This is a genomic window from Pseudomonas sp. Ag1, assembly GCF_000278565.1.
In the GTDB taxonomy this organism is placed as follows: domain Bacteria; phylum Pseudomonadota; class Gammaproteobacteria; order Pseudomonadales; family Pseudomonadaceae; genus Aquipseudomonas.
In genome coordinates this window covers 24286-46534 of the sequence record NZ_AKVH01000075.1, presented here as the reverse complement: position 1 = coordinate 46534, position 22249 = coordinate 24286, and the positions used below count along the sequence as shown (strand labels likewise).

Below are 22249 nucleotides of genomic sequence, written 5' to 3'. Positions count from 1 at the left end.
TCGTTCAATTCATTGGAAGCTGAAAATGGGCGGTCGGTCAGATGCTCAAGCGTGACATCTCGACGCCGGTCTCCTGATTGACGCTCAACTGCTGGACGATGGCTTCCTGCAAGCGTCGGCACAGTTCAGGGTCGGAAAGCGGCTGGTTGTCGGCATCGGTAATGAAGAACACGTCTTCCACCCGCTCGCCCAGGGTCGCAATCTTGGCGTTCTGCAACGACAGGTCGAACTCCAGGAATATCGTGCCGATCCGTGCCAGCAGGCCCGGGCGGTCCGGCGCGCTGAGTTCCAGCACCGTCACCGGGCGCTGGGCGTCGTTGTGGATGGTCACCTCGGGGGCAAAAGCAAAGTGCTTGAGCTGGCGCGGCACCCGACGCTGGATGATGGTCGGGTAGTCGTCAGGATTGCGCAGCGCGTCGGTCAGGCCTTTGCGGATCTTTTTCACCCGCTCCGGGTTGTCGCCGATGGACTCGCCTTCCGTGTCGAGCACGATGTAGGTGTCGAGGGTGAACTGGCTGCTGGAGGTGATGACCCGGGCGTCGTGAATGTTCAGGTTGAGCTGGTCCATCGCCGCCACGGTCACGGCGAAGAAGTCGTGCTGGTCGGGCGCGTAGATGAAGATCTGGGTGCCACCCTCGAACTCGCGCTGGGTGGTTTCCTTGATCAGCACCAGCGGGCCGCCATCGGCCGGCTGCTGCAGGATCGCGTCGCTGTGCCAGGCCACGTCGCCGGCGGTGTGGCGCAGGAAGTAGTCGTCTCCCAGTTGCGACCAGAGTTGCTCGACGTCGTCCGGGTCATTGCCGCCACGCACCAGAATATCCAGGGCCGCGCTTTGGGTGCGGCGGATCTGTTCTTCGCGGTCCACCGGGTTCTCCAGGCCGCGACGCAGCGCGCGCTTGGTCTCGGTGTAGAGCTGGCGCAACAGGCTGGCGCGCCAGGAGTTCCACAGCGTCGGGTTGGTGGCGTTGATGTCGGACACGGTGAGCACGTACAGGTAGTCGAGGCGGGTTTCATCGCCGACGGCCTGGGCAAAATCGTGGATCACCTGCGGGTCGGACAAGTCCTTGCGCTGGGCGGTGGTGGACATCACCAGGTGGTTCTGCACCAGCCACACAATCAGGCGGCTGTCCCACAGCGGCAACTGGTGACGCTGGCAGAACGCTTCGGCGTCCACTGCGCCAATTTCCGAGTGATCGCCATGCCGGCCCTTGCCGATGTCGTGGTACAGGCCGGCGAGGTAGATCAATTCCGGCTTGGGCAGACGCGCCATGAGCTTGCTGGCCAGCGGGAATTTCTCTGACACCTGGGTGTACTGCAACTTACGCAGGTGCTTGATCAGGTTCAGGGTGTGGGCGTCCACCGTGTAGATGTGGAACAGGTCGTGCTGCATCTGCCCGACGATAAAACCGAACTCCGGCAGGTAGCGCCCCAGGATCCCGTAGCGGTTCATGCGACGCAGGTTGCGGTGGATGCCGATCTTGCACTTGAACAGCTCGATAAACAGGCTGGTATTGCGGATGTCGTGGCGGAAATCGTCGTCGATCAGGTGACGGTTTTCCCGCAGCAGGCGAATGGTGTCGGCGCGTACGCCTTTGATTTCCGGCTGTTGGGCCATCAGCACAAAGATTTCCAGCATGGCGAACGGCGTGCGTTTGAACACGTTGTCGTTGCGAGCCTCGATGTAGCCATCGTGGAGCTGGAAGCGCGCGTTGATCGGCTGCGGCGGTGCTTCGTCTTCCGGGGCCAGGATCACTTCTTCGAAGTGCTGGATGATCAGGTCGCTGAGCTGGGCAATGCTCATCACCACGCGGTAGTACTGCTGCATGAAACTTTCGATGCTGGTCTTCGCGTCTTCGCCTTCAAACCCCAGCAGGGTGGCGATGGAGCGCTGGTGGTCGAACAGCAGGCGGTCTTCGGAGCGCCCGGCCAGCATGTGCAGCGCGTAGCGCACTTTCCAGAGGAATTCCTGGGAGGAGGCCAGCAGGGCGTTTTCGCTCTCCACCAGGAAGCCTTCCCCGGCCAGGGCGCGCAGGTTCAGGGTGCCGTACTGGCGACGGGCGACCCACAAAATCGTCTGGATGTCCCGCAGCCCGCCCGGGGAGCCTTTGACGTTGGGTTCCAGGTTGTATTCGGTGTCGTTGTACTTGTGGTGCCGGGCTTTCTGCTCGGCACGCTTGGCCAGGAAGAAGTCCTTGCTTGGCCACATGTGCGCGGTGCTGGTGACTTCCAGCATGCGCTGGCGCAGGCGCTCGGGGCCGGCGATGGTGCGGCTTTCCATCAGGTTGGTGATCACCGTCAGGTCGGCGCGGGCTTCCTGGGCACACTCGTCCACCGAGCGTACGCTTTGGCCGACTTCCAGGCCGATGTCCCACAACAGCGTCAGAAAACGCTCGATGGAGTCGCGAAAGATCTCGTGATCGGCGCTGTCCAGCAAGATCAGCAGGTCGATGTCGGAGTAGGGGTGCAGTTCGCCACGGCCGTAGCCGCCGACCGCCACCAGGGCGATATCGGCGTCTTCACTCCAGCTGAACTGTTCCCAGGCCTTTTGCAGGATGTTGTCGACGAACCAGGCGCGGTCCTCGATCAGCCGGCGGATATCGCGGCCGCTACGAAAGCGCCCGTCGAGCACCTCGCGGGCCTGACGAATGGCCTTCTTGAAGGCGGCGATGGGGCTGGCCTTCAGTGCCAGTTCCGCCTGGAACTGGCCACGGTCGAAGAGTTCTGGATCCACCTGGGGCATCGATCGGTTTTCCTTTCTATCTATGGGTCACAGCGTCGCTATTAGAAAACCGGTGCAAACATTACGCCGAAACGCGGGGAATCGTGTCGTCGGCACGCAGGGTGAAGATCTCGTAGCCGGTCTCGGTCACCAGCAGGGTGTGTTCCCACTGCGCCGAGAGCTTGCGGTCCTTGGTGATGGCGGTCCAGCCGTCGCCCAGCACCTTGGTGTCGGCCTTGCCCTGGTTGATCATCGGCTCGATGGTGAAGGTCATGCCTGCCTTGAGCTCCATGCCGGTGCCGGCGCGGCCGTAGTGCAGGATCTGTGGCTCTTCGTGGAACACCTTGCCGATGCCGTGGCCGCAGAACTCGCGCACCACCGAGAAGCCGTTCTTTTCAGCGTGCTTCTGGATGATTTCACCGATGTCGCCCAGGCGGCAGCCAGGCTTGACGATCTCGATGGCCTTGTACATGCATTCCTGGGTGACTTGCGACAGGCGCTCGGCCCAGACCGGCACGGTGCCGACGTGGAACATGCGGCTGGTGTCGCCGTGGTAGCCGTCCTTGATGACGGTGACGTCGATGTTCAGGGTGTCGCCGTCCTTCAGCGGCTTGTCGCCGGGAATCCCGTGGCACACCACGTGGTTGATCGAGGTGCAGATCGACTTGGGGAAACCCTTGTAGTTCAGCGGCGCAGGGATGGCCTTTTGCACGTCGACGATATAGTCGTGGCAAATGCGGTCCAGCGCTTCGGTGGTGACGCCGGGCTTGACGTGTTCGGCAATCATTTCCAGGACGTCGGCAGCCAGTTTGCCGGCAACACGCATGCCAGCGATATCTTCGGCGGTTTTGAGGGTTACGGTCATACAGGCTCTCTCTAGCGCGACGCGCTGAAATCAATACGGTTTACGGGTGTGCGACAAAAGGTTGCAGAATTCGCACAAGCCCAAAAAACGCGATTCTAGCAGACGCAAGGGTGAAACCATGAGCGTCTGGCGATCGCTTCTGTCTATAAGGATGGGGGCATTCTGGCTCTATTCAAAGGCTTAGGCAAAAGCGACTGACGGCAAATGTGATTGCGGGTTTCGTTTTTGCAAGCTCTGTGGTATAAAATGCGCCGCTTTCCGGGGATACCCCGCAAAGCTTAAATCCACACACGTGTCGACACGATGACCTGGGTGCCGGAGGCGAATGCCGCTGGTTGGTCATTGGGATACGTGGAGGCCAAACCCGACTTATTAAGGAACTATCATGTCCCAAGTCAACATGCGCGATATGCTGAAGGCCGGTGTGCACTTCGGTCACCAGACCCGTTACTGGAACCCGAAAATGGGTAAGTACATTTTCGGCGCGCGTAACAAGATCCACATCATCAACCTTGAAAAAACCCTGCCAATGTTCAACGAAGCTCTGACTTTCGTAGAGCGCCTGGCCCAGGGCAAAAACAAGATTCTGTTCGTCGGCACCAAGCGTTCCGCTGGCAAGATCGTTGCTGAAGAAGCAGCACGTTGCGGTTCGCCGTACGTCGATCACCGCTGGTTGGGCGGCATGCTGACCAACTTCAAAACCATCCGTGCTTCCATCAAGCGTCTGCGTGACCTTGAAGTGCAAGCCGAAGACGGTACTTTCGCCAAGCTGACCAAGAAAGAGGCGCTGATGCGCACTCGCGACCTGGAAAAGCTCGATCGTTCCCTGGGTGGTATCAAGGACATGGGCGGTCTGCCTGACGCACTGTTCGTTATCGACGTTGATCACGAGCGCATCGCGATCACCGAAGCCAACAAGCTGGGCATCCCGGTTATCGGCGTAGTCGATACCAACAGCAGCCCGGAAGGCGTTGACTACATCATCCCAGGCAACGATGACGCAATCCGCGCTATCCAGCTGTACATGGGTTCGATGGCTGACGCTGTAATCCGTGGTCGCAACCACGTTGCTGGCGGTACCGAGCAGTTCGTTGAAGAAGCTCCGGTAGCTGCAGCTGAGTAACTGACGCCTTGGCGTTGACTCAGTAAGCAAAAAGGGGGCTTGGCCCCCTTTTTGCCACCTCGAAAACCATTTGTCGGCAGCGCAGCTACAACATTTGTAACGTGCAGCGGCCTACAAGGGTGGTTCGGGAAGAATTGATCGCCCGTTCAATCGGGTGGAATGGTTGAAAACCTATCCAAGAGGATTTTGAAAATGGCAGAGATTACTGCAGCGTTGGTTAAAGAACTGCGTGAGCGTACCGGCGAAGGCATGATGGATTGCAAAAAGGCCTTGACCAAGGCCGGCGGCGACATCGAAAAAGCCATTGATGACATGCGTGCTTCGGGCGCCATCAAGGCTGCCAAGAAAGCAGGCAACGTCGCTGCTGAAGGCGCCATCGCAATCAAGGAAGACGGCAAATCGGCCGTTATCCTGGAAGTTAACTCGCAGACCGACTTCCTGGCCCTGCAAGACGACTTCAAGAACTTCGTCGCTGCCAGCGTTGAAAAAGCATTCGCTGACAAGCTGACCGACGCCGCTCCGCTGATCGAAGCTCAAGAAGCTGATCGTCTGGTTCTGGTGGGTAAAGTAGGCGAGAACGTTAACATTCGTCGCCTGACCCGCGTTGAAGGTGACGTTGTGGGTGCTTACCTGCACGGCAACAAGATCGGTGTTGTGGTTGCCCTGAAAGGCGGCAACGTTGAACTGGCCAAAGACATCGCTATGCACGTAGCGGCCAGCAACCCTGAATTCCTGCTGCCATCGGAAGTTTCTGCTGAAGCCATCGAACGCGAGAAAGCCGTGTTCCTGCAGCTGAACGAAGAGAAAATCAAAGGCAAGCCTGAAAACATCGTTGAAAACATGGTCAAGGGCCGTATCAGCAAGTTCCTGGCTGAGGCTTCCCTGGTTGAGCAGGCGTTCGTCAAGAACCCTGAAATCAAGGTTGGCGAACTGGCCAAGAAAGCCGGTGCTGAAATCGTTTCCTTCACCTACTACAAAGTAGGCGACGGCATCGAGAAGCCGGTCGACAACTTCGCTGAAGAAGTTGCTGCCCAGCTGGCTGCCACCAAGAAGTAAGACAGTTTTTAACTGTCGCCCAAAAGAGGCTGCCCGCTTACGCGCGCAGCCTCTTTTCAAATGGGGTGATCGATTTTTATTGGTTTCCCTTTGGAACTGGCTTACAAAGCCGTGTTCCGATGGCGCTGTGACAGCGTCAAGCTAGAGTGAACGCAGGCCGTAAACGGCTTGCCAAGAATTTTCAAAAAATACGCCGCAGGAGAGATTCGCAATGGCTCAGCAGGGCAGTGGTCATCAGGCTCGCTATAAACGCATTCTACTCAAGCTTAGCGGCGAGGCCCTGATGGGCTCGGAAGAGTTTGGGATCGATCCCAAAGTACTCGATCGCATGGCGCTGGAAGTCGGCCAACTGGTCGGTATCGGTGTCCAGGTCGGCCTGGTGATCGGCGGCGGCAACCTGTTCCGTGGCGCGGCACTCAGCGCTGCCGGCATGGATCGGGTGACAGGCGACCACATGGGCATGCTGGCCACTGTGATGAACGCCCTGGCCATGCGTGATGCGCTGGAGCGCGCCAATATCACCGCGATCGTGATGTCGGCTATTTCCATGGTTGGCGTAACGGATCACTATGATCGTCGCAAGGCCATGCGTCACCTGGATGCCAAGGAAGTCGTGATTTTTGCGGCCGGTACCGGCAACCCATTCTTTACCACCGATTCGGCAGCTTGCCTGCGTGGTATCGAGATCAACGCGGACGTGGTACTCAAGGCCACCAAGGTTGACGGTGTCTACACCGCAGACCCATTCAAAGACCCGCATGCCGAGAAGTTCGATCATCTGACTTATGATGAAGTACTGGATCGCAAGCTGGGCGTGATGGACCTGACGGCAATTTGCTTGTGCCGCGACCACAAGATGCCGCTGCGCGTATTTAACATGAACAAGCCCGGCGCCCTGCTGAACATCGTACACGGCGGCGCGGAAGGGACTCTGATCGAGGAAATCGAACAATGATCAACGAAATCAAAAAAGACGCTCAAGAGCGCATGCAAAAATCCCTGGAATCCCTGAACCATGCGTTTGGCCAGATTCGTACCGGCAAGGCCCACCCAAGCATCCTGGGCAGCGTGATGGTGCCTTACTACGGCGCTGATACCTCGATCACCCAAGTGGCCAACATCACTGTAAAAGATTCGCGCACCCTGCAAGTCGTTGCTTTCGAGCGCAACATGCTCGGCGCCGTCGACAAGGCCATCCAGAGCGCCGGTTTGAACCTCAATCCGACCAACCTGGGCGAATTGCTGCTGATCTCCATGCCTGCCCTGACCGAAGAAACCCGCAAGGGCTTCACCAAGCAGGCGCGCAGTGCAGCAGAAGACGCACGTGTTGCCGTGCGCAACATCCGTCGTGATGCCTTGGGTGACCTGAAGAAGCTGGTCAAGGACAAGGAAATCAGCGAAGACGAAGAGCGCCGTGCCGTTGCTGATATCGACAAGCTGACTAAAGATGCCGAGGCCCAGATCACCAAGGCCACGGAAGATAAAGAAAAGGACCTGATGGCCGTATAAGGGGTCAGGACGCCTTCATGGAAAAGACCAAGCAGACTGTGCCCTCCGTGGTGCCGCGCCATGTCGCGATCATCATGGACGGGAATAATCGCTGGGCGAAGAAGCGCTTTATGCCGGGCGTTGCCGGGCATAAGGCGGGTGTCGACGCTGTACGAGCCGTGATCGAGGTGTGCGCCGAGGCCAAGGTCGAAGTATTGACCCTGTTCGCGTTCTCCAGTGAAAACTGGCAGCGCCCGGCCGAGGAGGTCAGTGCCTTGATGGACCTGTTCTTCAAGGCCCTGCGCCGCGAGGCCAAGCGCCTGAACGAGAACAACATCAGCCTGCGTATCATCGGTGACCGTTCGCGGTTTCATCCGGAGCTGCAGGCGGCCATGCGCGAAGCCGAGGCGATCACTGCCGGCAGCAACCGTTTTGTGCTGCAGATCGCAGCCAACTACGGCGGCCAGTGGGATATTGCCCAGGCCGCGCAGCGTCTGGCGCGGGAAGTGCAGGCCGGCCATCTGCGCCCGGAAGACATCACCCCCGAACTCTTGCAAACCTGCCTGGTGACCGGCGACCTGCCGTTGCCGGACCTGTGCATTCGTACCGGTGGCGACCATCGCATCAGCAACTTCCTGTTGTGGCAGTTGGCCTATACCGAACTGTACTTCTCCGACCTGTTCTGGCCGGACTTCAAACACGATGCCATGCGCAATGCGCTGGCCGATTTCGCTTCCCGTCAGCGTCGCTTCGGTAAAACGAGCGAGCAGATCGAAGCTGGAGCCCGGGTTTAATGCTTAAACAACGAATCATCACGGCGCTGATCCTGCTGCCTATTGCCCTGTGCGGGTTTTTCCTGCTTGAAGGTGCGAACTTCGCGCTGTTCATCGGCCTGGTTGTGACCCTGGGTGCCTGGGAATGGGCGCGCCTGGCGGGTTTCGCCGCGCAGTTGCCTCGTGTGGTGTATGCCGCTGTCGTGGCGTTGTTGATGTTCCTGATGTACATCCTGCCGGACGTGGCGCCCTGGGTGCTGGGTGCGGCGGTGTTGTGGTGGGCGTTGGCGACCTATCTGGTGCTGACCTATCCGGGCACCAGCAGTCATTGGTCCAGTGTCGCCTGCAAGCTGGTGATTGGCCTTTTGATTCTGTTGCCTGCCTGGCAGGGCCTGGTCTACATCAAGCACATGCAACTGGGTAACTGGCTGATCATGGCGGTGATGGTTCTGGTGTGGGGTGCCGATATCGGCGCCTATTTCTCCGGGCGTGCCTTCGGCAAGCGCAAGCTGGCGCCGGCGGTCAGTCCGGGCAAAAGCTGGGAAGGCGTATATGGCGGCCTGGCGTTGACCCTGGTGATTACCGTGGTGGTCGGTGTGGTGCGTGGCTGGACCGTCAAGGAAATGCTCCTGGGCCTGGTGGGCGCAGCCGTGGTGGTGTTCATCTCGGTGGTCGGTGACCTGACCGAAAGCATGTTCAAGCGCCAGGCCGGGATCAAGGACAGCAGTAACCTGCTGCCGGGTCACGGTGGCGTGCTGGACCGTATCGACAGCCTGACGGCCGCGATCCCGATCTTTGCCGTACTGCTGTGGATGGCTGCCTCGTGAGCCGCCTGCAACAGGTAACCGTGCTGGGCGCTACCGGCTCGGTGGGGCTAAGCACCCTGGATGTGATTGCCCGTCATCCCGAGCGTTATCAAGTATTCGCCTTGACCGGTTTCAGTCGCCTGAGTGAACTGCTGGCACTGTGTGTGCGGCACGCGCCGCAATACGCAGTAGTGCCCGAAGCGGCAGTTGCACGTGGTTTGCAGGATGACTTGCGCGCTGCGGGCCTGGCGACTCAGGTATTGGTGGGGGAGGAGGGGTTGTGCCAGGTTTCGGCAGACCCTGAGGTCGACACCGTGGTTGCGGCGATTGTCGGCGCTGCCGGCTTGCGCCCGACCCTGGCGGCCGTTGATGCGGGCAAGAAGATTCTGCTGGCCAACAAAGAAGCCCTGGTGATGTCCGGGGCACTCTTCATGCAGGCGGTGCGCAAGAGCGGCGCCGTGCTGTTGCCGCTCGACAGCGAGCACAACGCGATTTTCCAATGCATGCCTGGTGATTTCGCCCGCGGGTTGAGCCAGGTCGGCGTGCGCCGGATTCTGCTGACAGCCTCCGGTGGTCCGTTCCGGCAGGCGCCGCTGGCCGATCTGGAGCATGTTTCTCCCGATCAGGCGTGCGCTCACCCGAACTGGTCCATGGGGCGCAAGATCTCGGTGGATTCAGCGAGCATGATGAACAAGGGCCTGGAGCTGATTGAGGCCTGCTGGTTGTTCGATGCCCGGCCGGACCAGGTCGAGGTGGTGATCCACCCGCAAAGTGTGATTCATTCCCTGGTGGACTATGTGGATGGCTCGGTATTGGCCCAACTGGGCAATCCGGACATGCGTACGCCGATCGCCAATGCCCTGGCATGGCCTGAGCGGATTGACTCGGGTGTTGCGCCGTTGGATCTGTTTGCCATTGCCCGTCTGGACTTCGAAGCGCCCGACGAGCAACGCTTCCCTTGCCTGCGTCTTGCGCGGCAAGCTGCGGAGGCGGGTAACAGTGCCCCGGCGATGCTGAATGCGGCCAATGAAGTGGCTGTGGCGGCGTTTCTGGACCGGCGCATCCGCTTTCCGCAGATCGCGGGTATCATCGAGGACGTTTTGAGCCTTGAGCCCGTCGTCCCGGTGAATGATCTGGGCGCGGTGTTCGAAGCGGATGCAAAGGCCCGGGCCTTGACCGAGCAGTGGTTGAGCCGCAATACGCGTTAGCCTCTGGGTGTGTTCAAGCCTTCAGGCACTGGATTGAAATGCGGAGAAATTAGATGAGTGCGCTCTACATGATTGTCGGCACCCTGGTTGCTCTGGGTGTGCTGGTTACCTTCCACGAGTTCGGCCATTTCTGGGTCGCGCGTCGTTGCGGCGTCAAGGTACTGCGCTTTTCCGTAGGCTTCGGCATGCCGTTGCTGCGCTGGCACGACCGTCGTGGCACCGAGTTCGTAATTGCGGCCATTCCATTGGGCGGCTACGTCAAGATGCTCGACGAGCGCGAAGGCGAAGTGCCGGCTGATCAGTTGGATCAATCCTTCAACCGCAAGACCGTTCGTCAGCGCATCGCCATCGTCGCGGCAGGCCCGATCGCGAATTTCCTGTTGGCGATGGTGTTCTTCTGGGTCCTGGCCATGTTGGGCAGCCAGCAGGTGCGTCCGGTGATCGGTGCCGTCGAGGCCGACAGCATGGCGGCGAAGGCCGGCCTGACTGCCGGGCAAGAAATTGTTGCAGTTGATGGCGAGCCAACCACCGGCTGGGGTGCCGTCAATTTGCAGTTGGTGCGTCGCCTGGGTGAAAGCGGCATCGTGAAACTGGTGGTGCGCGATCAGGATTCCACCACCGAAACCTCGCGCGAGCTGGCCCTGGATCACTGGCTGAAAGGCTCCGATGAGCCTGACCCGATCAAATCCCTGGGCATTCGCCCATGGCGTCCGGCCTTACCGCCGGTGCTGGCGGAGCTGGATCCGAAGGGGCCGGCCCAGGCCGCGGGTCTGAAAACCGGTGATCGCCTGCTGGCCCTCGATGGCCAGGCGCTGAGTGACTGGCAGCAGGTGGTCGACCTGGTGCGTGTACGCCCTGATACCAAAATTGTGCTGAAAGTTGAGCGCGATGGTGCTCAAATCGACGTCCCTGTGACCCTGGCGGTTCGTGGGGAAGCCAAGGCGGCCGGGGGTTACCTGGGGGCCGGCGTCAAAGGTGTCGATTGGCCACCTTCGATGGTTCGAGAGGTCAGCTTCGGGCCGTTGGCGGCGATTGGCGAGGGTGCGAGACGCACCTGGACCATGAGTGTGCTGACCCTCGATTCCCTCAAGAAAATGTTGTTCGGCGAGCTCTCGGTAAAAAACTTGAGTGGACCGATAACCATTGCTAAAGTGGCGGGCGCTTCTGCCCAGTCGGGCGTTGTAGATTTCCTGAATTTCCTGGCTTATCTGAGTATTAGCCTTGGGGTTCTGAATTTGTTGCCCATTCCAGTATTGGATGGGGGGCATCTGTTGTTTTATCTGGTCGAGTGGGCGCGTGGTCGCCCCTTGTCGGATCGGGTGCAGGGTTGGGGGATACAGATCGGTATCAGTTTGGTGGTCGGGGTGATGTTATTAGCCCTGGTCAACGATCTGGGACGACTGTAACGCTTCGCTGAATTGCGAATCTGCCGCATTTTGCGGCAGTTTGTTTATTGCCAGTTGGAATAAGAAAGGACTTCATGAAACGTCTGCTGCTAACTGCGGTTCTCACCGTATTGATGATCGCCGAAGTTCACGCCGAGTCCTTCACCATCTCCGATATTCGCGTCAACGGCCTCCAGCGGGTTTCCGCGGGTAGCGTCTTTGGTGCCTTGCCGTTGAACGTCGGGGAACAGGCTGATGACCGTCGCCTGGTGGAATCCACTCGTGCGCTGTTCAAAACCGGGTTCTTTCAAGATATCCAACTGGGTCGCGAAGGTAACGTCCTCGTCATCACTGTCGTCGAGCGACCTTCTGTCGCCAGTATCGAGATCGAAGGCAACAAGGCGATCTCCACTGAGGACTTGATGAAAGGCCTCAAGCAATCCGGCCTTGCCGAAGGCGAGATCTTCCAGCGTGCCACCCTCGAAGGCGTGCGTAACGAACTGCAACGCCAGTACGTTGCCCAGGGTCGTTACTCGGCTACCGTCGAGACCGAAGTGGTGCCGCAACCGCGTAACCGCGTCGGCCTGAAGGTCAACATCAACGAAGGCACCGTGGCGGCCATCCAGCACATCAACGTGGTGGGTAACACCAAGTTTGCTGATGACGACCTGATCGACCTGTTCGAACTCAAGACCACCAACTGGCTGTCGTTCTTCAAGAACGATGACAAGTATGCCCGTGAAAAACTCTCCGGTGACCTGGAGCGCCTGCGTTCCTACTACCTGGACCGCGGCTATATCAACATGGATATCGCTTCGACCCAGGTGTCCATCACCCCGGACAAGAAGCACGTCTATATCACTGTCAACGTCAACGAAGGCGAGAAGTACAAGGTTCGTGACGTCAAGCTCAGCGGCGACTTGAAAGTGCCTGAAGACCAGGTCAAGTCCCTGTTGCTGGTGCAGAAGGACCAGGTGTTCTCGCGCAAGCTGATGACCACCACCTCCGAGCTGATCACCCGTCGCCTGGGTAACGAAGGCTATACCTTCGCCAACGTCAACGGCGTACCGACCCCGCACGACGAAGACCACACCGTGGACATCACCTTCGTTGTAGACCCGGGCAAGCGTGCCTACGTGAACCGCATCAACTTCCGTGGCAACACCAAGTCTGCCGACGAAGTGCTGCGCCGCGAAATGCGTCAGATGGAAGGTGGCTGGGCGTCGACTTACCTGATCGACCAGTCCAAGGTTCGCCTCGAGCGCCTGGGCTTCTTTAAGGAAGTCAACGTTGAAACCCCGGCTGTACCGGGTGTGGATGACCAGGTTGACGTGAACTACGCCGTAGAAGAGCAAGCCTCCGGTTCGATTACCGCCAGTGTCGGTTTCGCCCAGAGTGCCGGCCTGATCCTCGGTGGTTCGATCACCCAGAACAACTTCCTCGGTACCGGTAACAAGGTTTCCATCGGCCTGACCCGAAGCGAATACCAGAGCCGCTATAACTTCGGTTATGTCGACCCCTACTGGACTGCTGACGGCGTGAGCCTGGGCTACAACGCCTTCTATCGCACAACCGACTACAAAGACCTCGACGTTGACGTTGCAAGCTATGCAATCGACAGCTTCGGTGTTGGTGCCAACATTGGTTACCCGATCAGTGAGACCTCGCGTCTGACCTTCGGCCTGACCGCGCAGCAGGACAAGATCAAGACCGGTGTGTACACCGTGGATGAGATCTTCAACTTCGTGCGTAAAGAAGGCGACCAGTTCCTGAACTTCAAGGCTTCGGCCGGTTGGTCGGAATCGACCCTGAACAAAGGTGTACTGGCGACCCGTGGCCATTCCCAGAGCCTGACTCTGGAAGCCACCACGCCGGGCAGCGACCTGTCGTTCTTCAAACTCGACTACCGTGGCCAGTTGTTCCAGCCATTGAGCGAAAACTACACCATGCGCCTGCACACCGAATTGGGTTATGGCGATGGTTATGGTTCGACCAGCGGCTTGCCGTTCTATGAGAACTACTATGCGGGTGGTTTCAACTCGGTACGTGGTTTCAAGGACAGCACCTTGGGTCCTCGTGGTACCCCAAGCCGTGGCGTGGGTGTGACCGGTAACCAGGGGACTGTGGCTGACTCGGACAACGACCCGCTGCCATTCGGTGGTAACGTGCTGATCCAGGGTGGTGCTGAGATTCTGTTCCCGCTGCCATTCGTTAAAGATCAACGTTCCCTGCGTACTTCGGTCTTCTGGGATGTGGGTAACGTGTTCGACTCCAAGTGCGAACAGGTCACCAACCCGAATGGCTCGAAGTCCAACACGCAGTGCAACGACGTGAGCTTCAGCAACCTGGCAAGCTCTGTCGGTGTCGGTGTGACCTGGGTTACCGCGCTTGGCCCATTGAGCTTTGCTCTGGCCATGCCGGTCAAGAAACCGGATAACGCTGAAACCCAGATTTTCCAATTCTCCCTCGGCCAGACGTTCTAAGCGTCTGACCCAAGATAACGACAACGGATTCTGTAGGAGTGCATCGTGCGTAAGTTGACTCAATTGGTTCTCCTGGCGACTGTCCTGGTAGCGACCCCGGCCTTTGCCGAAATGAAAATTGCCGTTCTGAACTATCAGATGGCGCTGCTGGAATCCGATGCGGCCAAGAAATATGCCGTAGATGCCGAGAAGAAATTCGGTCCTCAACTGACCAAGCTCAAGACGCTGGAAAGCAGCGCCAAGGGCATCCAGGATCGTCTGGTAGCCGGTGGCGACAAGATGCAGCAAGGCGAGCGCGAGCGTCTGGAGCTTGAATTCAAGCAAAAGGCCCGTGACTACCAGTTCCAGTCCAAGGAGCTGAACGAAGCCAAGGCTGTTGCCGACCGCGAAATGCTCAAGCAGCTGAAGCCGAAACTCGACAGCGCTGTGGAAGAAGTCATCAAGAAAGGTGCCTTTGACCTGGTATTCGAACGCGGTGCGGTCATCGACGTTAAACCTCAGTACGACATCACCCGTCAGGTGATCGAGCGCATGAATCAGCTGAAGTAAGCCATGACTGCGACTATCAAGCTCGGCCAATTGGCCGAGTTCCTGGGGGCCACCTTGCGTGGCTCCGCGGAGAAGGAAATCACTGGGCTAGCCACCTTGCAGGAGGCTGGCCCAGCTCAGTTGAGCTTCCTGGCAAACCCCCAATACCGTAAATACCTGGGCGAAAGCCGCGCCGCAGCCGTGCTGCTGAAGGCCGCTGACGCCGAAGGTTTTGCCGGGGACGCGCTGGTTGTTGCCGATCCGTACCTGGCGTATGCCCGGGTGTCGCACCTGTTCGATCCGAAACCCAAGGCCCCCGCCGGTATCCATCCGACGGCGGTGATCGCCGATGACGCTCAGGTTGACCCTGCCGCGAGCATCGGTGCTTTTGTGGTGATTGAAAGCGGTGCACGCATCGGGGCGGGTGTAACGCTGGGTGCCCAGTGTTTTATCGGCGCGCGCAGCGAGATTGGTGCCGGTGGCTGGCTGGCTCCGCGTGTGACCCTGTACCACGATGTGCGTATCGGTGAGCGTGTGGTGATTCAGTCCGGTGCCGTGATTGGCGGCGAGGGCTTCGGCTTCGCCAACTCGAAGGGTGTCTGGCACAAGATTGCCCAAGTGGGCGGCGTGTTGATTGGCGATGACGTTGAAATTGGCGTCAACACTGCCGTTGACCGCGGGGCCCTGGCCGATACCGTCATTGGTAACGGCGTGAAACTGGATAACCAGATTCAGATCGCCCACAACGTGCAGATTGGCGATCACACCGCCATGGCCGCCTGCGTGGGGATCTCCGGCAGCACCAGGATCGGCAAGCATTGCATGCTCGCCGGGGGTGTTGGCCTGGTGGGCCATATCGAAGTGTGCGACAACGTATTCATCACCGGCATGACCATGGTGACCCATTCGATTACCGAGCCTGGGTCCTATTCATCCGGTACGGCCATGCAGCCTGCGGCCGAATGGCGCAAGAGCGCGGCGCGTCTGAGGCAGCTCGACGATATCGCTCGGCGCCTGAAACATCTGGAAAAGCGTGTTGGGGACGTGACCCCTGACGGTAATGCTTCATCAGATGGCTGATACCATTTCCATATCAAGTGTGCACAGCCGCTAGACTGCCTCCTTGATTTGCTAGAGGGGCGTGCCTTAGTCCGCACGCTCCCAATCTTTATTACAGGCTTCCCCCCGAAATGATGGACATCAACGAGATTCGCGAATACCTGCCTCACCGTTACCCGTTCCTGCTGGTGGACCGGGTCACGGACCTCAATGTTGAGGAAAAGCGCATTCGTGCCTACAAGAATGTCAGCATCAACGAACCGTTCTTCAACGGTCACTTCCCTGCGCATCCCATCATGCCAGGCGTATTGATCATCGAAGCGATGGCCCAGGCTGCCGGTATCCTTGGTTTCAAAATGCTCGACCTGAAGCCTGCCGATGGCACGCTCTACTATTTCGTGGGCTCTGACAAACTGCGCTTCCGCAACCCGGTAACTCCGGGTGACCAGTTGATCCTTGAAGCCAAGTTCATCAGCTGCAAGCGCCAGATCTGGAAGTTCGAATGCCAGGCCTCGGTCGACGGCAAGCCGGTGTGCTCGGCTGAAATCATCTGTGCGGAACGCAAACTATGAGTTTGATTGACCCTCGCGCAATCATCGATCCGACGGCCGTACTGGCCGCCGACGTTGAGGTCGGCCCTTGGTCGATCGTCGGCGCAGGTGTGGAAATCGGCGAGGGGACAGTCATCGGGCCGCATGTGATCCTCAAAGGCCCGACGAGGATTGGCAAACACAATCGTATCTATCAGTTCTCATCGATAGGCGAAGACACCCCGGACATGAAGTACAAGGGTGAAGAAACACGTCTGGTAATCGGTGATCACAACATCATCCGTGAAGGCGTGACCATTCACCGCGGTACCGTCCAGGACCGTGCCGAGACTACCCTGGGTGACCACAACCTGGTGATGGCTTATGCGCATATCGGTCATGACAGCGTAATCGGCAACCATTGCATCCTGGTCAACAACACTGCGTTGGCCGGCCATGTGCACGTTGACGATTGGGCGATCCTGTCCGGCTTTACCCTGGTGCATCAGTACTGCCATATCGGCGCCCACAGCTTTTCCGGCATGGGTACCGCCATCGGCAAGGACGTTCCGGCGTTCGTCACCGTGTTCGGCAACCCGGCCGAGGCCCGCAGCATGAACTTCGAAGGCATGCGCCGTCGGGGCTTCAGCGAAGACGCGATCCACGCCCTGCGCCGCGCCTACAAGGTGGTTTACCGCCAGGGGCTGACGGTCGACCAGGCCTTGATCGAACTGACGGAGCCAGCCGCATTGTTTCCGGAAGTCGCGATATTCCGTGACTCTATCCAGTCGTCGACTCGCGGCATCACCCGCTGATCATGGCCAGGCTGCGTATAGCGTTGGTGGCCGGAGAAGCTTCCGGCGATATTCTCGGTGCAGGCTTGATGCGGGCCCTCAAGCTCCAGCATCCGGCGGTTGAATTCATCGGTGTCGGCGGTCCGCTGATGCAGGCTGAAGGCCTCACGTCCTACTTTCCCATGGAGCGCTTGTCGGTCATGGGGCTGGTGGAAGTGTTGGGTCGGTTACGTGAGCTGCTGGCTCGCCGCAAAAAGCTGATCCAGACCCTGATCGAAGAAAAGCCCGACGTCTTTATCGGAATCGACGCTCCGGACTTCACCCTCAATATCGAACTCAAGTTGCGTCAGGCCGGGATCAAGACCGTGCATTACGTCAGCCCGTCCGTGTGGGCGTGGCGGCAAAAGCGCGTGCTGAAGATTCGCGAAGGCTGCGACCTGATGCTGACCCTGCTGCCCTTCGAGGCCCGGTTCTACGAAGAGAAGGGCGTGCCGGTGCGGTTTGTCGGGCACACCCTGGCCGACACCATTCCGCTTCAGGCCGACCGTGCTGCGGCGCGTGCCGAACTGGGTTTGCCCGAAGGTCCGCTGGTGGCCTTGATGCCGGGGAGCCGTGGCGGCGAAGTCGGTCGTCTCGGCGCACTGTTTTTTGATGCAGCCGAACGCCTGCAGGCGCTGAAGCCGGGTGTGCGCTTCGTATTGCCATGTGCCAGTCCTCAGCGCCGTGCACAAATTGAAGAATTGCTGGTAGGGCGCAACTTGCCGTTGACCCTGCTCGACGGCGGCTCGCACCTGGCACTGGCGGCGTGCGATGCGGTGCTGATCGCCTCCGGCACTGCGACCCTGGAAGCCTTGCTCTACAAACGGCCGATGGTCGTGGCCTATCGCTTGTCGCCGCTGACCTACTGGATTCTCAAGCGTATGGTCAAAAGCCCCTACATCTCCCTGCCGAATTTGCTGGCCCAGCGTCTGTTGGTGCCCGAGTTGTTGCAGGACGATGCGACGCCTGAGGCGTTGGCGCAAACCATGCTTCCGTTGATCGATGGCGGCGAAGAGCAGACCCGTGGTTTCGACGAAATCCACCGCACCTTGCGCCGTGATGCGTCGAACCAGGCGGCGGACGCTGTGCTGACCTTGATCGGCCATAAACAGGAAACCCTATGAAGACGCAAATGGGCCTGGATTTCAGCCTGGTCGCCGATGCCCTTGATCTGGTTGCCGGTGTTGACGAAGTCGGTCGCGGCCCGCTGTGCGGCGCAGTCGTCACCGCCGCAGTGATTCTCGACCCGACCCGCCCGATCCTCGGCCTGAACGATTCGAAGAAACTTACCGAGGCCCGTCGTGAAAAGCTCTATGACGAGATCTGTGAGAAAGCCCTGAGCTGGCACATCGCCCGGGCTGAGGTCGAAGAAATCGACGAACTGAACATCCTGCACGCCACCATGCTGGCCATGCAGCGCGCTATTGAAGGCCTGCACATCACGCCCAAAATGGCGATGATCGACGGCAACCGCTGCCCGAAGCTGACGATGCCGGCTGAAGCGGTGGTCAAGGGTGATAGCAAGGTGCCGGCGATTGCCGCTGCATCGATCCTGGCCAAGGTCAGCCGTGACCGTGAAATGGCGGCTTTCGAATTGATCTATCCCGGCTACGGGATTGGTGGCCATAAGGGTTACCCGACGCCCGTTCATCTGGAAGCTTTGGCTCGCCTGGGCCCGACCCCGATCCACCGCCGCTCGTTTGCCCCGGTTCGCCAGGCTTTCGAGGCTCGGGAAAGCCTGATCGAGGTTTAGCAGCAAGGCTGATGTTTTTGCCAAGGCCCGGTACAATCCGGGCCTTGTTGTCTCCACGTTTTGTACAGGATCACTATGCCGGCTTCATTCGTTCACCTGCGCCTGCACACTGAATACTCCCTGGTCGACGGCCTGGTACGGATCAAACCCCTGGTCAAAACCCTGGTGGGCATGAACATGCCTGCCGTGGCGGTGACCGACCAGAACAACATGTGTTCCCTGGTCAAGTTCTACAAGGCCGCCATGGGCGCCGGCATCAAGCCGATCTGCGGTGCCGACCTGTGGCTGTCGAACAAGGACCCGGATAACCCACTGAGCCGCATCAGCCTGTTGGCGATGAACGGCGTGGGTTACCGCAACCTCACCGAACTGATTTCCCGTGGCTTTATCGATGGCCAGCGCAACGGCTCGATCATCATCGAGCGCGAGTGGGTGGCCGAAGCCAGCGAAGGGCTGATCATGCTCTCGGCGGCCAAAGAGGGTGAAATCGGTATCGCGCTGTTGGGCGGCAATCCTCATGAGGCTGAAGTGCTCGCCCGTGAGTGGATGGAGGTGTTCCCCAACCGTTTCTACCTGGAAATCCAGCGCACCAACCGCCCCAACGATGAAGAGCAGTTGCACGCCGCCGTGGCCCTGGCTGAAAAGCTTGGCGCGCCGCTGGTGGCGACCAACGATGTGCGCTTTATCAAGAAGGAAGACTTCGAGGCCCACGAAACCCGCGTATGCATCGGCGAAGGCCGGGCGCTGGACGATCCGCGCCGCTCGAAGAACTACAGCGAAGAGCAGTACCTCAAAAGCGCCGATGAAATGGCCGAGCTGTTCAGTGACCTGCCCGAGGCCCTGGAAAACTCCGTCGAAATTGCCAAGCGCTGCAATATTGAAGTGAAGCTGGGCAAGCACTTCCTGCCCAACTTCCCGATTCCCGATGGCATGACCATCGACGAGTATTTCCGCAAGGTCTCGTTCGACGGTTTGGAGGAACGCCTGAGCGTCCTGCTGCCCAAGGACACCACTGAAGATTATGAAGCCAAGCGCCAGGTCTACGTCGACCGCCTGAATTTCGAGCTGGATATCATTATCCAGATGGGGTTCCCCGGTTACTTCCTGATCGTAATGGACTTTATCCAGTGGGCCAAAAGCAACGGCGTGCCGGTGGGGCCTGGCCGTGGATCGGGTGCTGGGTCGCTGGTGGCCTATGTGCAGAAGATCACCGACCTCGACCCGCTGGAATACGACCTGCTGTTCGAACGTTTCCTTAACCCGGAACGGGTATCGATGCCCGACTTCGACGTCGACTTCTGCATGGATGGTCGCGACCGGGTTATTGAGTACGTGGCCGAGAAATACGGGCGCAACGCGGTAAGCCAGATCATCACCTTCGGTTCCATGGCGGCGAAAGCGGTAATTCGCGACGTGGCCCGGGTACAGGGCAAGTCCTACGGCCTGGCTGACCGCCTGTCGAAGATGATTCCGTTTGAAGTCGGCATGACCCTGGAAAAAGCCTACGAGCAGGAAGAAATCCTGCGGGACTTCATCAAGGTCGATGAAGAAGCGGCTGAAATCTGGGACATGGCGCGCAAGCTCGAAGGCGTGGTGCGTAACGTCGGTAAACACGCCGGTGGTGTAGTAATCGCGCCTACCAAGCTGACCGACTTTTCGCCGATCTATTGCGACGAAGAAGGCGACGGCCTGGTAACCCAGTTCGACAAGGACGACGTGGAGGCGGCCGGCCTGGTGAAGTTCGACTTCCTCGGCCTGCGTACCCTGACGATCATCGACTGGGCGCTGAAGACCATCAACCGCGACCGCGCCAAGGTCAATGAGCCACCGCTGGATATCGCGTTTATCCCGCTGGATGACAAGCCGACCTACAGCCTGCTGCAAAAAGCCGAAACCACGGCCGTGTTCCAGCTTGAATCCCGCGGCATGAAAGAGCTGATCAAAAAGCTCAAGCCCGACTGCCTGGAAGACTTGATCGCACTGGTGGCCCTGTTCCGTCCGGGCCCGCTGCAATCGGGCATGGTGGATGACTTCATCAACCGTAAGCACGGGCGTGCCGAGCTGGCTTACCCGCACTCCGACTACCAGTACGAAGGTCTCAAGCCGGTACTGGCACCGACCTACGGCATCATCCTGTATCAAGAACAGGTGATGCAGATTGCCCAGGTCATGGCCGGCTATACCCTCGGCGGCGCGGACATGCTGCGTCGAGCCATGGGTAAGAAAAAGCCCGAGGAAATGGCCAAGCAGCGCGGTGGCTTCATTGAAGGTTGCGCCACCAACAACATCGATGCCGACCTGGCCGGTAACATCTTCGACCTGGTGGAAAAGTTCGCCGGTTACGGCTTCAACAAATCCCACTCTGCCGCCTATGGCCTGGTGTCTTACCAGACTGCGTGGCTGAAGGCTCACTACCCGGCGCCGTTCATGGCGGCGGTACTGTCTGCGGATATGCACAACACCGACAAGGTCGTGACCTTGATCGAGGAAGTGCGCACCATGAAGCTGCGCCTCGACGCGCCGGACGTGAACACTTCCGAGTTCAAGTTCACGGTGAACGACGAAGGCCGCATCATCTATGGCCTCGGCGCGATCAAGGGCGTGGGCGAAGGCCCGGTGGAGGCGATTACCGAAGCGCGTCAGGACGGGCCGTTCAAGGACCTGTTCGATTTCTGCGCCCGGGTCGACCTCAAGCGCATCAACAAACGTACTCTGGATGGCTTGATCCGCAGCGGCGCCCTGGATCGCCTGGGCCCGTACTTCCATGACGAGCCGAAGGCGTACCAGGCCAATATCGACCGCAACCGCGCGGTATTGCTGACCGCCATGGAAGAAGCGATCAAGGCCGCCGAGCAGACCGCACGCACCCACGACAGCGGCCACGCCGACCTGTTTGGCGGGCTGTTCGTCGAAGAAGATGCCGACGTCTACGCCAACCATCGCAAGGCCAAGGAGCTGACCCTCAAGGAACGCCTCAAGGGTGAGAAAGACACCCTGGGCCTGTACCTCACCGGTCACCCGATTGACGAATATGAAGGTGAAATCCGGCGTTTCGCCCGCCAGCGCATCATCGACCTGAAGCCGGCGCGGGATACCCAGACCGTCGCAGGCATGATCATCGCGCTGCGGGTGATGAAGAATAAAAAGGGCGACAAGATGGGTTTCATCACCCTCGACGACCGCTCGGGCCGGATCGAAGCCTCGCTGTTTGCCGATGCCTTCCATTCCGCCCAGTCGCTGTTGCAGACCGACGCGATGGTGGTGGTGGAAGGGGAGGTCAGCAACGACGACTTCTCCGGCGGCCTGCGCCTGCGGATCAAGCGCGTGATGAGCATGGAAGATGCTCGCACCAACCTGGCCGAAAGCCTGCGCCTGAAGGTCAAGACCGATGCGCTCAAAGGTGATCAGCTACGCTGGTTGGGTGACTTGCTTAAACGCCACCGTGGCGCCTGCCCGGTGACCATGGAGTACACCGGCAACGACGCCAAGGCGATGTTGCAGTTTGGTGAGACGTGGCGAATTGACCCCGCCGATGGCTTGATTCAAGCATTGCGTGACCAGTTCGGGCGTGACAACGTCTTCCTCCAATACCGTTGACGGTCAGGCAGTACGAAGATCGCCTGATCTCGACCGAACATTT

Annotated in this window: 18 protein-coding genes; 16 read left to right on the top strand and 2 right to left on the bottom strand. The window is 59.2% G+C overall.

Annotated features, from left to right (window positions below; genetic code table 11):
• Positions 1 to 37: 37 nt before the first annotated feature.
• Together A462_RS26185 and map are read right to left on the bottom strand one after the other, a co-directional pair.
• The gene (locus A462_RS26185) at positions 38 to 2740 is read right to left on the bottom strand and encodes a [protein-PII] uridylyltransferase (protein WP_008432241.1); all 2703 of its coding nucleotides are present in this window, start codon (positions 2738 to 2740) and stop codon (positions 38 to 40) included.
• A 61-nt stretch (positions 2741 to 2801) separates the two neighbouring features.
• On the bottom strand, positions 2802 to 3584 hold the full coding sequence (gene map, locus A462_RS26190; protein ID WP_008432239.1) for a type I methionyl aminopeptidase: 783 nt from the start codon (positions 3582 to 3584) through the stop codon (positions 2802 to 2804).
• 385 nt (positions 3585 to 3969) lie between these two features.
• Between map and rpsB the strand changes: the two genes are divergently transcribed.
• The 16 genes from rpsB (at position 3970) to dnaE (ending at position 22206) form a co-directional block, all read left to right on the top strand.
• Positions 3970 to 4707, top strand: coding sequence for a 30S ribosomal protein S2 (gene rpsB / locus A462_RS26195; RefSeq protein WP_003219330.1), 738 nt, complete (start codon positions 3970 to 3972; stop codon positions 4705 to 4707).
• 192 nt (positions 4708 to 4899) lie between these two features.
• A complete protein-coding gene (gene tsf / locus A462_RS26200) occupies positions 4900 to 5763 on the top strand; it encodes a translation elongation factor Ts (RefSeq protein WP_008432237.1) in 864 nt (287 codons plus the stop codon).
• Between the two features lie 211 nt (positions 5764 to 5974).
• A complete protein-coding gene (gene pyrH, locus A462_RS26205) occupies positions 5975 to 6718 on the top strand; it encodes a UMP kinase (RefSeq protein ID WP_003219327.1) in 744 nt (247 codons plus the stop codon).
• Complete coding sequence (gene frr / locus A462_RS26210) at positions 6715 to 7272, top strand: ribosome recycling factor (protein WP_003219325.1); 558 nt, start codon at positions 6715 to 6717, stop codon at positions 7270 to 7272. Before pyrH ends, frr begins: the two co-directional genes overlap by 4 nt.
• A 17-nt stretch (positions 7273 to 7289) precedes the next feature.
• Positions 7290 to 8045 (top strand): polyprenyl diphosphate synthase, encoded by a 756-nt coding sequence (gene uppS, locus A462_RS26215; protein ID WP_003219323.1) that lies wholly within the window; start codon positions 7290 to 7292, stop codon positions 8043 to 8045.
• The gene (locus A462_RS26220) at positions 8045 to 8851 is read left to right on the top strand and encodes a phosphatidate cytidylyltransferase (RefSeq protein ID WP_008432232.1); all 807 of its coding nucleotides are present in this window, start codon (positions 8045 to 8047) and stop codon (positions 8849 to 8851) included. The genes uppS and A462_RS26220 overlap by 1 nt, the downstream gene beginning before the upstream one ends.
• Positions 8848 to 10038, top strand: coding sequence for a 1-deoxy-D-xylulose-5-phosphate reductoisomerase (gene ispC, locus A462_RS26225; protein WP_008432230.1), 1191 nt, complete (start codon positions 8848 to 8850; stop codon positions 10036 to 10038). The genes A462_RS26220 and ispC overlap by 4 nt, the downstream gene beginning before the upstream one ends.
• Positions 10039 to 10091: 53 nt before the next feature.
• Entirely contained in the window at positions 10092 to 11444 is a 1353-nt protein-coding gene (rseP, locus tag A462_RS26230) for a sigma E protease regulator RseP (RefSeq protein ID WP_008432227.1), read from the top strand.
• A 74-nt stretch (positions 11445 to 11518) separates the two neighbouring features.
• Complete coding sequence (gene bamA / locus A462_RS26235) at positions 11519 to 13906, top strand: outer membrane protein assembly factor BamA (RefSeq protein ID WP_008432225.1); 2388 nt, start codon at positions 11519 to 11521, stop codon at positions 13904 to 13906.
• 45 nt (positions 13907 to 13951) lie between these two features.
• A complete protein-coding gene (locus tag A462_RS26240) occupies positions 13952 to 14455 on the top strand; it encodes an OmpH family outer membrane protein (RefSeq protein ID WP_003219314.1) in 504 nt (167 codons plus the stop codon).
• Positions 14456 to 14458: 3 nt separating this feature from the next.
• Positions 14459 to 15514 carry a UDP-3-O-(3-hydroxymyristoyl)glucosamine N-acyltransferase gene (lpxD, locus tag A462_RS26245; RefSeq protein ID WP_008432224.1) on the top strand — a complete coding sequence of 352 codons (1056 nt, stop codon included), beginning with the start codon at positions 14459 to 14461 and terminating at the stop codon, positions 15512 to 15514.
• Between the two features lie 110 nt (positions 15515 to 15624).
• The gene (fabZ, locus tag A462_RS26250) at positions 15625 to 16065 is read left to right on the top strand and encodes a 3-hydroxyacyl-ACP dehydratase FabZ (protein WP_003219309.1); all 441 of its coding nucleotides are present in this window, start codon (positions 15625 to 15627) and stop codon (positions 16063 to 16065) included.
• Entirely contained in the window at positions 16062 to 16838 is a 777-nt protein-coding gene (gene lpxA / locus A462_RS26255; protein ID WP_003219308.1) for an acyl-ACP--UDP-N-acetylglucosamine O-acyltransferase, read from the top strand. The genes fabZ and lpxA overlap by 4 nt, the downstream gene beginning before the upstream one ends.
• Before the next feature lie 2 nt (positions 16839 to 16840).
• Positions 16841 to 17980, top strand: a complete 1140-nt coding sequence (gene lpxB, locus A462_RS26260) for a lipid-A-disaccharide synthase (protein ID WP_008432223.1) — start codon at positions 16841 to 16843, stop codon at positions 17978 to 17980.
• Positions 17977 to 18609 (top strand): ribonuclease HII, encoded by a 633-nt coding sequence (rnhB, locus tag A462_RS26265; RefSeq protein ID WP_008432222.1) that lies wholly within the window; start codon positions 17977 to 17979, stop codon positions 18607 to 18609. Before lpxB ends, rnhB begins: the two co-directional genes overlap by 4 nt.
• 75 nt (positions 18610 to 18684) lie before the next feature.
• Positions 18685 to 22206: a DNA polymerase III subunit alpha gene (gene dnaE, locus A462_RS26270; protein WP_008432221.1), complete on the top strand. Its 3522-nt coding sequence runs from the start codon at positions 18685 to 18687 to the stop codon at positions 22204 to 22206.
• The last annotated feature ends 43 nt before the right edge of the window (positions 22207 to 22249 follow it).

Bases quoted from the DNA above. Each gene is read 5' to 3' on its own strand.
- A462_RS26185 (WP_008432241.1), bottom strand. From the start codon at position 2,740: ATGCCCCAGGTGGATCCAGAACTCTTCGACCGTGGCCAGTTCCAGGCG.
- map (WP_008432239.1), bottom strand. From the start codon at position 3,584: ATGACCGTAACCCTCAAAACCGCCGAAGATATCGCTGGCATGCGTGTT.
- rpsB (WP_003219330.1), top strand. From the start codon at position 3,970: ATGTCCCAAGTCAACATGCGCGATATGCTGAAGGCCGGTGTGCACTTC.
- tsf (WP_008432237.1), top strand. From the start codon at position 4,900: ATGGCAGAGATTACTGCAGCGTTGGTTAAAGAACTGCGTGAGCGTACC.
- pyrH (WP_003219327.1), top strand. From the start codon at position 5,975: ATGGCTCAGCAGGGCAGTGGTCATCAGGCTCGCTATAAACGCATTCTA.
- frr (WP_003219325.1), top strand. From the start codon at position 6,715: ATGATCAACGAAATCAAAAAAGACGCTCAAGAGCGCATGCAAAAATCC.
- uppS (WP_003219323.1), top strand. From the start codon at position 7,290: ATGGAAAAGACCAAGCAGACTGTGCCCTCCGTGGTGCCGCGCCATGTC.
- A462_RS26220 (WP_008432232.1), top strand. From the start codon at position 8,045: ATGCTTAAACAACGAATCATCACGGCGCTGATCCTGCTGCCTATTGCC.
- rseP (WP_008432227.1), top strand. From the start codon at position 10,092: ATGAGTGCGCTCTACATGATTGTCGGCACCCTGGTTGCTCTGGGTGTG.
- bamA (WP_008432225.1), top strand. From the start codon at position 11,519: ATGAAACGTCTGCTGCTAACTGCGGTTCTCACCGTATTGATGATCGCC.
- lpxD (WP_008432224.1), top strand. From the start codon at position 14,459: ATGACTGCGACTATCAAGCTCGGCCAATTGGCCGAGTTCCTGGGGGCC.
- fabZ (WP_003219309.1), top strand. From the start codon at position 15,625: ATGATGGACATCAACGAGATTCGCGAATACCTGCCTCACCGTTACCCG.
- lpxA (WP_003219308.1), top strand. From the start codon at position 16,062: ATGAGTTTGATTGACCCTCGCGCAATCATCGATCCGACGGCCGTACTG.
- lpxB (WP_008432223.1), top strand. From the start codon at position 16,841: ATGGCCAGGCTGCGTATAGCGTTGGTGGCCGGAGAAGCTTCCGGCGAT.
- rnhB (WP_008432222.1), top strand. From the start codon at position 17,977: ATGAAGACGCAAATGGGCCTGGATTTCAGCCTGGTCGCCGATGCCCTT.
- dnaE (WP_008432221.1), top strand. From the start codon at position 18,685: ATGCCGGCTTCATTCGTTCACCTGCGCCTGCACACTGAATACTCCCTG.